Origin of the sequence: Buttiauxella sp. BIGb0471, from assembly GCF_024807715.1 — a bacterium.
GTDB lineage: Bacteria > Pseudomonadota > Gammaproteobacteria > Enterobacterales > Enterobacteriaceae > Buttiauxella > Buttiauxella agrestis.
The window spans coordinates 32,257-45,328 of record NZ_JANUEU010000007.1 but is presented as its reverse complement, the minus strand read 5'-3'; the positions used below and the strand labels follow the sequence as shown (position 1 = coordinate 45,328).

General features: G+C 51.6%; 14 protein-coding genes and 1 riboswitch. Of the genes, 5 read left to right on the top strand and 9 right to left on the bottom strand.

All coding sequences use genetic code 11. From position 1 onward, the window contains the following. Window positions 1-4: 4 nt before the first annotated feature. The 7 genes from M2371_RS18925 to nudF all read right to left on the bottom strand — a co-directional run bounded on the left by M2371_RS18925 (window position 5) and on the right by nudF (window position 6,186). A complete protein-coding gene (locus M2371_RS18925; protein WP_259268451.1) occupies window positions 5-880 on the bottom strand; it encodes an N-acetylmannosamine kinase in 876 nt (291 codons plus the stop codon). A gap of 13 nt (window positions 881-893) precedes the next feature. After that, on the bottom strand, window positions 894-1,574 hold the full coding sequence (locus M2371_RS18920; RefSeq protein WP_172895570.1) for an N-acetylmannosamine-6-phosphate 2-epimerase: 681 nt from the start codon (window positions 1,572-1,574) through the stop codon (window positions 894-896). A 186-nt stretch (window positions 1,575-1,760) separates the two neighbouring features. Then, window positions 1,761-3,656 (bottom strand): DNA topoisomerase IV subunit B, encoded by a 1,896-nt coding sequence (parE, locus tag M2371_RS18915; RefSeq protein WP_034493246.1) that lies wholly within the window; start codon window positions 3,654-3,656, stop codon window positions 1,761-1,763. Window positions 3,657-3,700: 44 nt separating this feature from the next. Further along, the gene (gene yqiA, locus M2371_RS18910) at window positions 3,701-4,276 is read right to left on the bottom strand and encodes an esterase YqiA (protein ID WP_034493243.1); all 576 of its coding nucleotides are present in this window, start codon (window positions 4,274-4,276) and stop codon (window positions 3,701-3,703) included. After that, window positions 4,276-5,103, bottom strand: a complete 828-nt coding sequence (gene cpdA, locus M2371_RS18905; protein WP_172895571.1) for a 3',5'-cyclic-AMP phosphodiesterase — start codon at window positions 5,101-5,103, stop codon at window positions 4,276-4,278. The genes yqiA and cpdA overlap by 1 nt, the downstream gene beginning before the upstream one ends. Before the next feature lie 25 nt (window positions 5,104-5,128). After that, the gene (locus M2371_RS18900) at window positions 5,129-5,551 is read right to left on the bottom strand and encodes a DUF1249 family protein (protein WP_034493238.1); all 423 of its coding nucleotides are present in this window, start codon (window positions 5,549-5,551) and stop codon (window positions 5,129-5,131) included. A 2-nt stretch (window positions 5,552-5,553) separates the two neighbouring features. After that, window positions 5,554-6,186: an ADP-ribose diphosphatase gene (gene nudF / locus M2371_RS18895; protein ID WP_172895572.1), complete on the bottom strand. Its 633-nt coding sequence runs from the start codon at window positions 6,184-6,186 to the stop codon at window positions 5,554-5,556. Window positions 6,187-6,392: 206 nt separating this feature from the next. Between nudF and tolC the strand changes: the two genes are divergently transcribed. The 3 genes from tolC to M2371_RS18880 all read left to right on the top strand — a co-directional run bounded on the left by tolC (window position 6,393) and on the right by M2371_RS18880 (window position 9,893). After that, on the top strand, window positions 6,393-7,892 hold the full coding sequence (gene tolC / locus M2371_RS18890) for an outer membrane channel protein TolC (protein ID WP_310473327.1): 1,500 nt from the start codon (window positions 6,393-6,395) through the stop codon (window positions 7,890-7,892). Window positions 7,893-8,051: 159 nt separating this feature from the next. Further along, complete coding sequence (locus M2371_RS18885) at window positions 8,052-8,726, top strand: DUF1190 family protein (RefSeq protein ID WP_120063101.1); 675 nt, start codon at window positions 8,052-8,054, stop codon at window positions 8,724-8,726. Between the two features lie 6 nt (window positions 8,727-8,732). Continuing rightward, window positions 8,733-9,893, top strand: a complete 1,161-nt coding sequence (locus M2371_RS18880) for a glutathionylspermidine synthase family protein (RefSeq protein WP_034493231.1) — start codon at window positions 8,733-8,735, stop codon at window positions 9,891-9,893. A 31-nt stretch (window positions 9,894-9,924) separates the two neighbouring features. On the opposite strand, the gene ygiD is transcribed toward M2371_RS18880, so the two are convergent. Then, window positions 9,925-10,713: a 4,5-DOPA dioxygenase extradiol gene (gene ygiD / locus M2371_RS18875; RefSeq protein ID WP_259268449.1), complete on the bottom strand. Its 789-nt coding sequence runs from the start codon at window positions 10,711-10,713 to the stop codon at window positions 9,925-9,927. 199 nt (window positions 10,714-10,912) lie between these two features. Here ygiD and zupT point away from each other — a divergent pair, with 199 nt between their 5' ends. Next, window positions 10,913-11,680, top strand: coding sequence for a zinc transporter ZupT (zupT, locus tag M2371_RS18870; protein ID WP_034493227.1), 768 nt, complete (start codon window positions 10,913-10,915; stop codon window positions 11,678-11,680). A 61-nt stretch (window positions 11,681-11,741) separates the two neighbouring features. Here zupT and ribB read toward each other — a convergent pair whose 3' ends face one another. Further along, window positions 11,742-12,395, bottom strand: a complete 654-nt coding sequence (ribB, locus tag M2371_RS18865; protein WP_259268448.1) for a 3,4-dihydroxy-2-butanone-4-phosphate synthase — start codon at window positions 12,393-12,395, stop codon at window positions 11,742-11,744. Between the two features lie 96 nt (window positions 12,396-12,491). Then, window positions 12,492-12,639: riboswitch (FMN riboswitch) on the bottom strand. A 134-nt stretch (window positions 12,640-12,773) separates the two neighbouring features. Between ribB and ubiK the strand changes: the two genes are divergently transcribed. Continuing rightward, window positions 12,774-13,058, top strand: a complete 285-nt coding sequence (ubiK, locus tag M2371_RS18860) for a ubiquinone biosynthesis accessory factor UbiK (protein ID WP_259268447.1) — start codon at window positions 12,774-12,776, stop codon at window positions 13,056-13,058. The last annotated feature ends 14 nt before the right edge of the window (window positions 13,059-13,072 follow it).

The window sequence follows — 13,072 nt, the reverse complement described above, 5'->3', positions numbered from 1 at the left end:
ATGTTCAGACAGCGAGATGTTCAGACCAGAGGGCGGCCCCCATTAATCCTGCATCGTGTTGATAATGCGCGGAGTAAACGGGAACCCGGAATGCCAGTGGAAGTTGCGCGAGCTGATGTTCAACCTGCTGGCGATAACCCTCTGCCAGACCCACACTTCCGCCAAGCACGATACATTCGGTGTCGAGTAGCGCTTTAAGATTGGCGATTAACTGGCAGATGGCCTGCGCCGATCGCGCGACTCGCTGCTGTGCCTGTAAGTTGCCCGATTGAGCCTGAGCAAAAATTTCGCGGGCATTTCTACCCTCGAGTTCTTGAGTGGCTCCCGCCGCGATGGCACGCCCGGAAGCAATAGCTTCAACACAACCCACGCGCCCGCATCCACAACGTGGGCCATTCGGATCGGCCTGAATGTGGCCGATATGACCTGCAAAGGCATGTGGACCGATTAATAACTCGCCATTGATGACGATGCCGCCACCGACGCCGGTAGAAACGGTGATAAACGTGACGTGCTTGAATTGTTCCGACAAATGACAATATTCAGCCCACGCGGCGGCTTGGGCATCGTTGAGCACAACGCATGGCAGGCCGGTATATTTTTCTACAATGGCCTGCAATGGGAAATGGTTCAGCCCGCCAAGGTTATCTGGGTTCAGCGCAGTGAGAATACCCTTATCAATGATACCGGTTGATGCCACCGCCACACGCTGCGCTTTCCCTTGATAAGCCTCAACTAATTGCGCTAATGCCTGCTCCAGCGCTTGTGGTTCCGCGTTCGCAGGCGTTGGGGTTTCCATGCGCTGCGAGATTTCCAGAGCTGAGTTAATGAGTGCCGCAGCCAGTTTGGTGCCGCCGATATCAATGGCAAGTGTGTTCATTGTTTTCTCCGGTTTAGCGCTTAACGGCATCACTGAACCAATGGCAAATATGTTCAATACGCGTGATGGCAGAACCGACAGTCACAGCCCATGCACCGTGGTCGATAGCCTGGGCGGCCAGTTCAGGGGAGTTATAGCGTCCTTCTGCAATCACGCGGCAGCCTGCGTTGCTCAGTTCAGACACCATCACCAAATCGGGTTCGTGTGGCGTCACCGCGCTGGTATAGCCAGACATGGTAGTACCAATGATTTCAACACCTTGCTGCTGGCAATTCAGCCCCTCTTCAACCGTTGAGCTATCTGCCATCGCGAGTAAACCGTGGTGGTGAATACGCGCAATGAGTTCGTCGATAGCCACCGGGCGCGGGCGGAAAGTGGCATCAAACGCGATAATATCCGCCCCCGCTTTCGCGAGAGCATCCACATCCTGCAAGAAAGGCGTGATACGTACAGCAGAGTCCTCCAGGTCGCGTTTGATAATGCCGATGATGGGAACAGAAATCAGTGGGCGCACCGCATTGAGATTTTCGATGCCTTCAATGCGAACGGCGACCGCACCTGCATTCACCGCAGCCTGCGCCATTGCAGCTACAATTTCAGGGCGGTCCATCGGACTGCCTGGAACTGGCTGGCAAGAGACAATAAGTCCGCCACATTCACGCACGCTGTTATCTAATTTTGCTAGTAGTGACATTCTGCTCCGCCTTTCACATCAAAATGAAGTTTAACTCCAAAAAAGAATAGCGGATGGAGTATTACTATTTCAAGCGACAATCAGGAAAAATGTGAAGGGAGTCATAACGCGGGGGAGAAAGAACTTCAGGCAAAAAAAAAGGATCAACGCTTTGCAGCAGTTGATCCTGATTTCCGGGAGCGATGATTAAACTTCAATATCCGCCATATCGCCTTTATCTTGCAGCCAATTGCGACGATCTTCGGAACGCTTTTTCGCCAACAGCATATCCATGATGGCCATGGTTTTGTCGTTGTCTTCATCATCAATGGTGAGCTGCACCAGGCGACGAGTGTTTGGATCGAGCGTGGTTTCACGTAATTGCAGCGGGTTCATTTCGCCCAGCCCTTTAAAGCGCTGCACGTTTGGCTTCCCTTTTTTACGTTTAAGTTGCTCGAGCACGCCCGCTTTTTCTTCTTCGTCCAGAGCGTAATAAACTTCTTTGCCCAGATCGATACGGTACAACGGCGGCATCGCAACATAAACGTGTCCACCACGAACCAGCGATCGGAAGTGGCGCACGAAAAGGGCGCACAGCAGAGTGGCGATGTGCAAACCATCGGAGTCCGCATCCGCAAGGATACAGACTTTGCCGTAGCGCAATTGGCTCAGATCTTCGCTGTCTGGATCGATACCGATCGCCACAGAAATATCGTGCACTTCTTGCGAGGCCAGAACTTCGTCGGAAGAAACTTCCCACGTATTCAGAATCTTACCTTTGAGCGGCATGATCGCCTGATATTCACGGTCGCGAGCCTGTTTCGCCGAGCCGCCTGCGGAATCCCCTTCCACGAGGAACAGTTCAGTACGGCTCAAATCTTGCGCCGAGCAGTCGGCCAGTTTGCCAGGCAGTGCCGGGCCGCTGGTCAGTTTTTTACGCACCACTTTTTTGGCGGCACGCATGCGGCGCTGGGCGCTGGAAATCGCCAGTTCTGCGAGTTGTTCCGCAATCTGGATATTCTGGTTCAGCCACAAGCTGAAGGCATCTTTGACAACGCCAGAAACGAACGCTGCGCACTGGCGCGATGACAGACGCTCTTTGGTTTGCCCGGCAAACTGCGGATCCTGCATCTTCACGGAGAGCACGTAGGCACAGCGTTCCCAGATATCTTCCGCTGAGAGTTTGACGCCACGTGGCAAAATATTGCGGTATTCGCAAAACTCGCGCATCGCATCAAGCAGGCCCTGGCGCAAACCGTTGACGTGTGTGCCGCCCTGCATGGTTGGGATCAGGTTGACGTAGCTTTCCGTCAACAGCTCGCCACCTTCTGGCAACCATAACAGCGCCCAGTCTACTTGCTCAACGTCACCAGCAAAGTTGCCGACAAATGGCTTTTCCGGAAGCGTAGGCAGGCCGTTTACCGCTTCGCACAGATAGTCTTGCAGACCATCCTGATAACACCAGCGTTGCTCGGTGTTGTTCACTTTGTCGGTAAAGGTGATTTCCACGCCCGGGCAAAGCACCGCTTTAGCTTTCAATAAATGGCTTAAACGGGAAACCGAGAAACGTGGGCTGTCGAAGAACGAAGCGTCTGGCCAAAAGTGAACGCTGGTGCCGGTGTTGCGTTTACCGCAGGTGCCGATGACCGCCAGTTCTTGTACTTTGTCGCCGTTTTCAAACGCGATGCTGTAAACCTGCGCGTCGCGGCGTACGGTGACTTCAACACGTTTGGACAAGGCGTTAACCACAGAGATGCCGACGCCGTGCAAGCCGCCAGAGAACTGGTAGTTTTTGTTGGAGAATTTACCGCCCGCATGCAGGCGACAAAGAATAAGCTCGACCGCCGGAACGCCCTCTTCCGGGTGGATATCAACCGGCATACCGCGCCCGTCATCAATGACTTCTAATGACTGATCGGCATGGAGAATAACATCAACACGCTTCGCATGGCCTGCCAGCGCTTCATCCACGCTGTTATCAATGACTTCCTGGCCCAAATGGTTTGGACGGGTGGTGTCGGTGTACATCCCGGGACGGCGGCGAACAGGCTCAAGCCCGGTGAGTACCTCAATGGCATCGGCGTTATAACTGGATTGCGTCATGGTTTATTCGTTCAGATTGCGAAACAAGAATCCGACATCAGGCCTCAGTGCAGGCCAAGGAAGTCGACTATCTGTGTGAAATAATCTTCGAAGCCTACAAAGGCGTGATTGCCACCGGATTCTACCGTCTGGCGACAGGGGGTGTAGTATGCCACCGCCTGGCGATAATCAAGCACTTCGTCACCCGTTTGTTGCAATAACCAGATGAGATCTGGCGCTTCTAACGGGTCCACTTGCATGACTTTAAGATCGTAAATATGGCGTGACTCTAGCACATATTGCTGCCCGGTGTAGGGGTTCTCGTTGGTGCCGAGATAATCGACCAGCAATTCAAAAGGCCGTACTGCCGGGTTGACCACAACCGCTGGCAGCATGAAACATTGCGACAGCCAGGTGGCGTAATAGCCGCCCAAAGAGGAACCGACAACGCCCAGCGGCTCGCCGCCGTGTTCCAGCACCAGCGACTCCAGCAATTCTGCTGCATCGGCAGGATATGGCGGGAGTTCCGGTATCACCATGTTGATATGCGGGTGATGGTGCGCAAGCCACGCTTTAAAGCTGGTGGCTTTGGCTGAACGCGGCGAACTGTTGAAGCCGTGGAGATAAAGTAGCGTAGACATCAATACCCTTCTGAAGCGGTATCTGGGTTAAACACCGCTCCTTTCAGGCGGCAAACCTCAGTCGTCACCTCACCGTTTGGATGAAGTTCAAGCCAGCGCCAACCAGGCTCAATGGTGTCGAGGGTGAAGTTCGCGCAATGAGGCTTAAACTGGACGCAAGTCGATGGCGTTGCCAGCATCCGGCGGCCATTCCAGTCGAGATCTAACTCCTGGTGAATGTGACCACACACCAACGTTTTCACTTTCGGGAATTTCTGCAGCACGTTATCCAACTCTGCGGCATTACGCAGGCTGTGTTGATCCAGCCAGCTACAGCCTGCCGGAACCGGGTGGTGATGCAAAAGTAAGAGAGTATGGCGCTCAGGCGCTCCGGCGAGCTTACGCTCCAGCCAGTCGAGTTGATAATCGCTCAGTTCACCATGCGGAACCCCAAAGACCTGGCTGTCGAGCATGAGAATCTGCCAGTTATCCCCGAGGAAAACCTGTTTCGCAGGTGAAATTCCCGCTTCCAGCAACGAGCTGAACATCGCGGGTTGGAAATCATGATTGCCCGGCAACCAAACACAGGGCGCAGGGATCTCCGCAATGCCTTCAACAAAATGTTGGTAGGCTTCCGCGCTGTGATCCTGGGCTAAATCCCCAGTGGCAACAATAAGATCATAATGACGCTGCTCGGCGAGGATGGCGTCAATAACCGCCTGATAACTCATCCAGGTATTGATACCAAGCAGCGTTTCGTCCTTTCCAGAGAACAGGTGGGTATCTGTAATTTGCAAGATCCTGATCTGGCCCCCACCGGCCACAGGAAGATTTAACAGGCTTTCCAAATGGTGTCCTTAGGTTTCACCCTCACTAACAAACCGGAACCGCCATCGCTCCATGCGCTAAACAATACCGCAGCCAATCGGCCAGAAACTGGTTAATTTGATGCTTTTCGTCGCGTTGATGCAACTTTTTATTAGGATAATCATAACGTGCTTTGAAACGAAAGATCTGCTGACTTGAACACACTTCCGCGACCATAGCGTCATGATAGAGCCTGACGGACATTGACGGCAGGCTCCAGTAGCTTATCGCCGGGACGGTTTGTTCAATTTGCACAAGCGTTGTGTAACGTGTCGACTCAAGAATAGTGAGCCGATACTGGGCGCTACTGACCTGATATGTGACCTTTTCTCCCACCTCGTCAAGACGAGGAAGCAGGCGTCGAAGTTGCGCAAAATTGGTTTCGCACAGGCGCATCATTTCAGGGAAGTCAGGTGTGTAGCGCTTCATGTTTATTTCTTCCACTCTTCTCTTAATTTCTTATGATGCAATTGCAGCCAAAGCAGTGCGATGACTGAAGCCGCGTTGTCGATTTTCCCTTCTTCTACTAACTGATAAGCCTGTTCCCGGCTCACGACATGAACCCGAATATCTTCGTTTTCATCTGCCAGACCATGTATGCCCGTAGCGGTTGTCGAATCGACTTCCCCAACGAGAATAGATAAACGTTCGCTGGTGCCACCCGGGCTTGCCAGGTAGTTGATAACCGGTTTTGTACGACCAACAGACAGCCCGGCTTCTTCTACGGCCTCACGGCGCGCAACGTCTTCGACGCTTTCACCTTCTTCAATCATTCCGGCCACCAGCTCCAGTAACCATGGGCTTTCGCTGGTGTCATACGCTGCAATCCGAATCTGTTCTATCAATACAACTTCGTCTCGCACAGGGTCATAGGGTAGCAGTACTGCGGCATGCCCGCGTTCTAAAATTTCACGTCGGACTTCACCACTCATTTCGCCATTAAACAAGCGATGGCGGAATCGATAAAGATCCAACGAAAAAAAACCGCTATAAAGCGTTTCCCGTGCAATAATTTCAACATCGTTTTTCCCTAACGTGACAAGTTGAGGGTTTTGCTCAGTCATAGTAATTTCCTGATTTTTTATGGTCACGAGTGCGTAATTTCAAGCCAGTTTGACTGCCGTTTCATTTGCTATGTGGTAGATTGATGAAAATTAAGGGCAGATGGCACATTACGCCAAGCAGCCCAGCTGGCAGACTCTGCTAGAATCGGCGATCATTTTCGGCTCTTGTCAGCGCTAACAAACAATATTCTGCTTCACAACAAGGAATGCAAATGAAGAAACTGCTCCCAATTCTTATCGGTCTGAGCCTAACGGGTTTCAGTGCCATGAGCCAGGCAGAAAACCTGATGCAGGTTTATCAGCAGGCACGTGTAAGCAACCCGGACCTACGTAAATCCGCTGCTGACCGTGATGCCGCATTCGAAAAAATTAACGAAGCACGTAGCCCGTTACTGCCACAACTTGGCCTTGGTGCTGATTATGAATACACCAATGGTTTCAATGATTCGAATGGCATCGACTCCAGCCAAACCAGTGGCTCTTTGCAGTTGACGCAAACTATTTTTGATATGTCAAAATGGCGTGCGCTGACCCTACAAGAAAAATCTGCCGGTATTCAAGACGTCACTTATCAGACCGATCAACAAACGCTGATTCTGAATACTGCGACGGCCTATTTTAATGTGCTGAGCGCCATTGATGCACTGTCCTTCACTGAAGCGCAGAAGCAGGCTATTTACCGCCAGTTAGACCAAACGACTCAACGCTTTAACGTTGGCCTGGTTGCTATTACCGACGTGCAGAACGCCCGTGCGCAATACGATAGCGTATTAGCAGACGAAGTGACTGCGCGTAACAACCTGGATAACTCAGTAGAAACGCTGCGCCAGGTGACGGGTAACTACTATCCGTCTCTGGCTTCGCTCAATGTTGATGGCTTCAAAACCAATAAGCCTGATGCGGTGAATAATCTGCTGAAAGAAGCAGAAAAGCGTAACCTGGCCTTGCTGCAAGCTCGTCTGTCTCAAGACTTAGCTCGCGAGCAAATCCGCTACGCAGAAACCGGCCATATGCCAACCGTGGGCTTAACCGCTTCTACTGGCGTATCTGATACCACTTATAGTGGTTCTAAAACCACCACCAGCAGCCAGGCATATAACGACAGCAACATCGGCCAGAATAAAATCGGTCTGAACTTCTCGCTGCCACTGTATAGCGGCGGTTCGGTGACTTCCCAGGTGAAACAAGCGCAATACAACTTTGTTGGTGCGAGTGAGCAACTGGAAAGCGCACACCGTAGCGTGGTGCAAACGGTTCGTTCTTCGTTTAACAACGTGAACGCGTCTATCAGTACTATCAACGCTTACAAACAAGCGGTTGTCTCTGCCCAAAGCTCTTTAGATGCCTCTGAAGCAGGCTATTCCGTGGGTACGCGTACCATCGTTGATGTGTTGGATGCGACCACTACGCTGTATAACGCAAAACAACAGCTCTCCAGCGCTCGTTATAACTACCTGATCAACCAGCTGAACATTAAGGCTGCATTGGGTACGCTTAACGAACAGGACCTTGTTGCGTTGAACAGTGCATTGGGTAAACCAGTGCCAACGACCGCAGAAAGTGTTGCTCCAGAAACACCAGACCAGAATGCGCGTGCTGATGGTTATACTGCTGACACAGCAGCGACCACTGAGACTGCGATGCCTGCAAAAGCGACTCCAGCTTCAGCAACAAGCAAAAAATCAGCTAACCCATTCGCTAACTGATCATAGTTCTCGGGGGTATGACAACATGCCCCCGTCACAACTTACGCACGCGAACGTAAGGCAAAGTAAAGATCTCCCTCCAAACGGCCGTCATCGCTTTAATTTCAACCATTCATCCCCTATTCTAAGCACCATAACCACTGGGCTCAGGACAGAATAATGAAACGGACAAAAATCATAAATCACGCATCGTTCCGCAAAAGCTGGAACGCACGCCATTTGACGCCGGTCGCACTGGCAGTTACCGCTGTGTTTATGCTTGCCGGTTGCGAACAAAATGACGAAACAGTCTCCATGTATCAAAATGCGGATGACTGCTCACAAGCTAATCCAGGCAAAAGTGCCGAATGTACAACCGCGTTTAATAACGCAGTGAAAGAAGCAGAACGTACTGCTCCTAAATATGCATCGCGCGAAGAATGTATCGCTGAGTTTGGCGAAGGCCAATGTCAGCAGGCTCCAGCTCAAGCGAGCATGGCGGGTGAGCAAGCTCAGGCGCAGCCACAGCAAAGCGGCAGTTTCTGGATGCCGTTAATGGCAGGTTACATGATGGGTCGCCTGATGGGCGGCGGTGCAGGCTTTGCACAGCAACCTCTGTTCACCTCCAAAAACCCGGCAAGTCCGGCTTACGGCAAATATGCTGATGCCAGCGGCAAGAGCTATGGCGCAGCAACGCCAGGCCGCACCGCGACCGTCCCTAAAACAGCGATGGCACCAAAACCTGCGACTACCAGCACGGTGACTCGTGGCGGTTTCGGTGACTCCGTAGCCAAACAATCGACGATGCAACGCAGCAACAGCGCAACAGGTTCTTCTCGCTCCATGGGTGGCTAAAAAATTATGGAAAGAATTGCGATTACTGAGCGCCCGGACTGGCGCGAGAAAGCCACAGAATACGGTTTCAACTTCCACACCATGTATGGCGAGCCGTACTGGTGTGAAGACGCTTATTACCAGCTGACGCTTCCACAGGTTGAACGCCTGGAAGAAGTGACTGCTGAACTGCATCAAATGTGTCTGAAGGTTGTCGAAAAAGTCGTGAGTAGTGATGAGCTACTGGCTAAATTCCGCATCCCTAAACACACCTGGGAGTTTGTGCGCCAATCATGGCGTACCCAGCAGCCATCACTTTACTCGCGTCTTGATATCGCGTGGGATGGCGTGGGCGAACCTAAACTTCTGGAAAATAACGCCGATACGCCAACCTCTTTGTATGAAGCGGCATTCTTCCAGTGGATCTGGCTTGAAGATCAAGTTCAGGCTGGGAATCTCCCGGCAGGAAGCGATCAGTTCAACAGCCTGCAAGAAAAGCTGATCGAGCGTTTTGCTGAGTTAAAACAACAGCACGGCTTTAATCTGGTGCATTTTGCCTGCTGCCAGGACACCGTAGAAGATCGCGGTACCGTCCAGTATTTGCAAGACTGCGCAGCCGAAGCAGAAGTGGCGAGCGAATTCGTCTACATGGAAGACATCGGTTTAGGCGAGAAAGGCCAGTTCACGGATTTGCAGGATCAGGTTATCAGTAACCTCTTCAAGCTCTATCCGTGGGAATTCATGCTGCGTGAGATGTTCTCCACCAAACTCGAAGATGCTGGCGTTCGCTGGCTGGAACCTGCCTGGAAGAGCATTATCTCCAACAAAGCATTACTGCCAATGCTGTGGGAAATGTTCCCGGACCATCCCAACTTGCTGCCTGCTTATTTCGCCGAAGATAACTATCCGCAGATGGATAAGTATGTCGTGAAGCCTATCTTCTCTCGCGAAGGGGCAAATGTGAAGATCATCGAAAACGGCGAAGAAATTGCCCGTGTCGATGGCCCATACGGCGAAGAAGGCATGATCGTCCAGCAGTTCTATCAGTTGCCTAAATTTGGCGATAGTTATGTGCTGATCGGAAGCTGGCTCATCAACGATCAACCGGCGGGGATCGGCATTCGTGAAGATCGCGAATTAATCACTCAGGATCTATCACGTTTCTATCCGCATGTGTTTGTAGAGTAATAAGTTAAAGGCGCGAAATTCGCGCCTTTAACTACCCTATCTGAACTGAAAGCATACTTAACGATCCCATCTCAATACCGTCTGTCGGCAGCGTAATCGGCTCTTTGCCATCCCATGCCCCGAGAACATACAATAACGGCAGGTAGTGATCCGCTGTTGGGTTAGATAACGATCCGCCTTCATGCTGGAGATAGTTCACCAACGGGTGTTCAGCGACTGGCCCAAGCCATGTGAGATTATCTTTCACGTACTGGTTAAACGACTCAGCCCATGGATACGGCGTGTTTTCACCGTGCCAGCGTGCAGTGCGCAGGTTATGAACCACGTTGCCACTGGCAATCAGCATGATGCCCTGATCGCGCAGCGTCGCCAGCTTGCGGCCTATTTCAAAATGCCATGCGGCTGGTTTCGTGCTGTCGATACTGAGCTGCACCATGGGAATATCAGCATTCGGGTACATTTTAATCAGCACGCCCCAGGAGCCATGGTCAAACCCCCAGGCTTCTTTATCCTGCATGACCGGAACAGGAGCCAGTAAGTCGACTAACTGCTGGGCAAGCTCAGGCGAACCGGGTGCCGGATAATGAGTATCGTAGAGAGCCTGCGGGAAACCACCGAAATCATGGATGGTTTTTGGCGTTTCCATTGCCGTCACACCCGTGCCTTTAGTGAACCAGTGCGCAGATACCACCACAATTGCTTTCGGGCGCGGTAAGGTCTCTCCCAAATGGTGCCATGCCTGGGTATATTGGTTATCTTCCAGCACGTTCATTGGGCTACCGTGTCCGAGGAACAGCGCAGGCATTCGTTGAGTTGTCATGGTGGTGTCCTTTAATCAGGTCATTCAGTTTATGAAAACTACAGTACGCGTTTTTGCGTTATGAAGAACTCAGATAAGCATGATGAAGATCTTCAGGAAATTTGAATGTAAGCGATGTGTAAAGCTTCTCAACTGGCTCTCGATTTTTATCACGTCGCCCATTAATATGAATGAGAATCATTATCAAAAGGAGTGATAAATGTCAGTACCCTTGATCCTGACCCTATTAGCCGGGGGAGCCACTTTCATAGGCGCTTTTCTTGGCGTGCTTGGCCAGAAGCCATCAAACCGTGTGCTGGCATTTTCCCTCGGTTTTGCAGCCGGCATAATGCTGCTTATCTCGTTGATGGAGATGCTGCCTGCCGCGCTTCACACCGAAGGAATGTCGCCTGTGTTGGGCTACGGTATGTTCATGGTGGGCCTGTTGGGCTATTTCGCCCTTGACCGCGCCCTGCCCCATGCACATCCGCAAGATTTAATGGACAGCAAACCGCAGCCTCGCAATTTGCGTCGCACGGCGCTGTTGCTGACACTCGGCATTAGTTTGCATAACTTCCCGGAAGGCGTTGCAACCTTCGTGACGGCCAGCAGCAATCTGGAATTAGGAATGGGGATAGCACTTGCCGTAGCGTTGCACAATATTCCTGAAGGTTTAGCTGTTGCAGGCCCGGTTTACGCGGCTACCGGTTCGAAACGAAAAGCCATTTTCTGGGCGGGAATTTCAGGACTTGCGGAAATTCTCGGTGGTGTACTGGCCTGGTTGATTTTAGGCCCGATGGTTTCGCCGGTTCTTATGGCTGCCATTATGGCCGCAGTGGCAGGTATTATGGTTGCGCTGTCGGTGGATGAACTGATGCCGCTTGCCAAAGAAATAGACCCGCACAACAACCCGAGTTATGGCGTGCTTTGCGGTATGGCAGTGATGGGGTTTAGCCTGACGTTATTGCAAACCAATGGGATTGGTTGAAAAAAAGCCCGGTGTAGAAACCGGGCTTTTTGCTTTTTAGCTTAACTTTCTTAGATAAAAGTTAGCTGGCTTTGCGTTCATGAGCCTGACGGTATTCCACCAGATCTTCAATCGTCACCACAGCCATGTTGTGCTCACGGGCAAAGGTGATGCACTCAGGTGCACGCGCCATGGTGCCATCATCATTGGTCAGTTCACACAGCACACCGGCAGGCTTGAAGCCAGCAAGCGTCACTAAATCGATAGTCGCTTCAGTGTGGCCACCGCGAGTTAACACGCCACCAGGCTGAGCACGCAGCGGGAATACGTGTCCCGGGCGGTTCAGGTCGCTTGGTTTTGCGCCATCAGCAATGGCGGCACGAACAGTGGTAATACGGTCTGCGGCAGAAACACCGGTAGTCACGCCGGTTGCAGCTTCGATAGTCACAGTAAACCCGGTGCCATAGGCACTGGTGTTGTTCTCAACCATCATTGGCAATTCGAGTTGTTTACGGCGTTCTTCAGTCAGGCACAGGCAAACAATACCGCTACCGTGGCGAATGGTCAGAGCCATTTGCTCAACGGTCATGGTTTCCGCAGGGAAAATCATGTCGCCTTCGTTCTCGCGATCTTCATCGTCAAGAACCATAACCCCGCGGCCATCACGTAGTGCTTCAAGAGCGTGTTCTACGCGCTGTGTAGGGTTGCCAAATGCAGAAAGGAGCGTCTGATTCATGGTAAAAAAACCTCATTAAAATTATGGTTACCAGAATCAGGGCAGTCTTAGGAGCTATAAAAATAACGTGAGCAGGCTTAAAAGCTTGAGCTTAGTCGTTACTCTCTCCCATCCGGACTATAACCGTCGGCTCCGGAATTACACCGGATCTGCTGACCTCCAGATTGCTCTGGAGCGCTCGCGGGCTTTCAGCGTTCGCTGATTTACCGCCGGTGGGGAGTTACACCCCGCCCTGAGAATAAGCAGACTTACTATAACGCCGATGATTTTCTCTGGCAACGCCAAACCTTAGAACATTTCGGGTTTCTAAGGAGGCTCTCAGGCATTACAATTAATGCTAATACCGTAAGACAATCCCGTAAGATTATGGAAGCCGCTATGATTGACCCGAAAAAAATTGAACAGATAGCTCGCCAGGTCCACGAGTCAATGCCGAAAGGGATTCGTGAATTCGGGGATGATGTCGAGAAGAAAGTTCGCCAGGTTTTACAGTCACAGTTAACGCGTCTGGACCTGGTTAGCCGTGAAGAATTTGATGTGCAGACGCAAGTGCTGCTGCGCACTCGCGAAAAACTGGCATTACTGGAACAGCGTTTGAGCGAGCTGGAAAGCCGTAACGTTCAGACTCCGGATATCCCACCGCCAACAGAACCACAGATGTAAAAAACGCCCCGGCT

Excerpts from the sequence above, each read along its gene's own strand:
- M2371_RS18925 (WP_259268451.1), bottom strand. The coding sequence starts at position 880 with ATGAACACACTTGCCATTGATATCGGCGGCACCAAACTGGCTGCGGCA.
- ubiK (WP_259268447.1), top strand. The coding sequence starts at position 12,774 with ATGATTGACCCGAAAAAAATTGAACAGATAGCTCGCCAGGTCCACGAG.
- M2371_RS18885 (WP_120063101.1), top strand. The coding sequence starts at position 8,052 with ATGAAACGGACAAAAATCATAAATCACGCATCGTTCCGCAAAAGCTGG.
- zupT (WP_034493227.1), top strand. The coding sequence starts at position 10,913 with ATGTCAGTACCCTTGATCCTGACCCTATTAGCCGGGGGAGCCACTTTC.
- ribB (WP_259268448.1), bottom strand. The coding sequence starts at position 12,395 with ATGAATCAGACGCTCCTTTCTGCATTTGGCAACCCTACACAGCGCGTA.
- tolC (WP_310473327.1), top strand. The coding sequence starts at position 6,393 with ATGCAAATGAAGAAACTGCTCCCAATTCTTATCGGTCTGAGCCTAACG.
- M2371_RS18880 (WP_034493231.1), top strand. The coding sequence starts at position 8,733 with ATGGAAAGAATTGCGATTACTGAGCGCCCGGACTGGCGCGAGAAAGCC.
- M2371_RS18900 (WP_034493238.1), bottom strand. The coding sequence starts at position 5,551 with ATGAAGCGCTACACACCTGACTTCCCTGAAATGATGCGCCTGTGCGAA.
- yqiA (WP_034493243.1), bottom strand. The coding sequence starts at position 4,276 with ATGTCTACGCTACTTTATCTCCACGGCTTCAACAGTTCGCCGCGTTCA.
- ygiD (WP_259268449.1), bottom strand. The coding sequence starts at position 10,713 with ATGACAACTCAACGAATGCCTGCGCTGTTCCTCGGACACGGTAGCCCA.
- nudF (WP_172895572.1), bottom strand. The coding sequence starts at position 6,186 with ATGACTGAGCAAAACCCTCAACTTGTCACGTTAGGGAAAAACGATGTT.
- M2371_RS18920 (WP_172895570.1), bottom strand. The coding sequence starts at position 1,574 with ATGTCACTACTAGCAAAATTAGATAACAGCGTGCGTGAATGTGGCGGA.
- parE (WP_034493246.1), bottom strand. The coding sequence starts at position 3,656 with ATGACGCAATCCAGTTATAACGCCGATGCCATTGAGGTACTCACCGGG.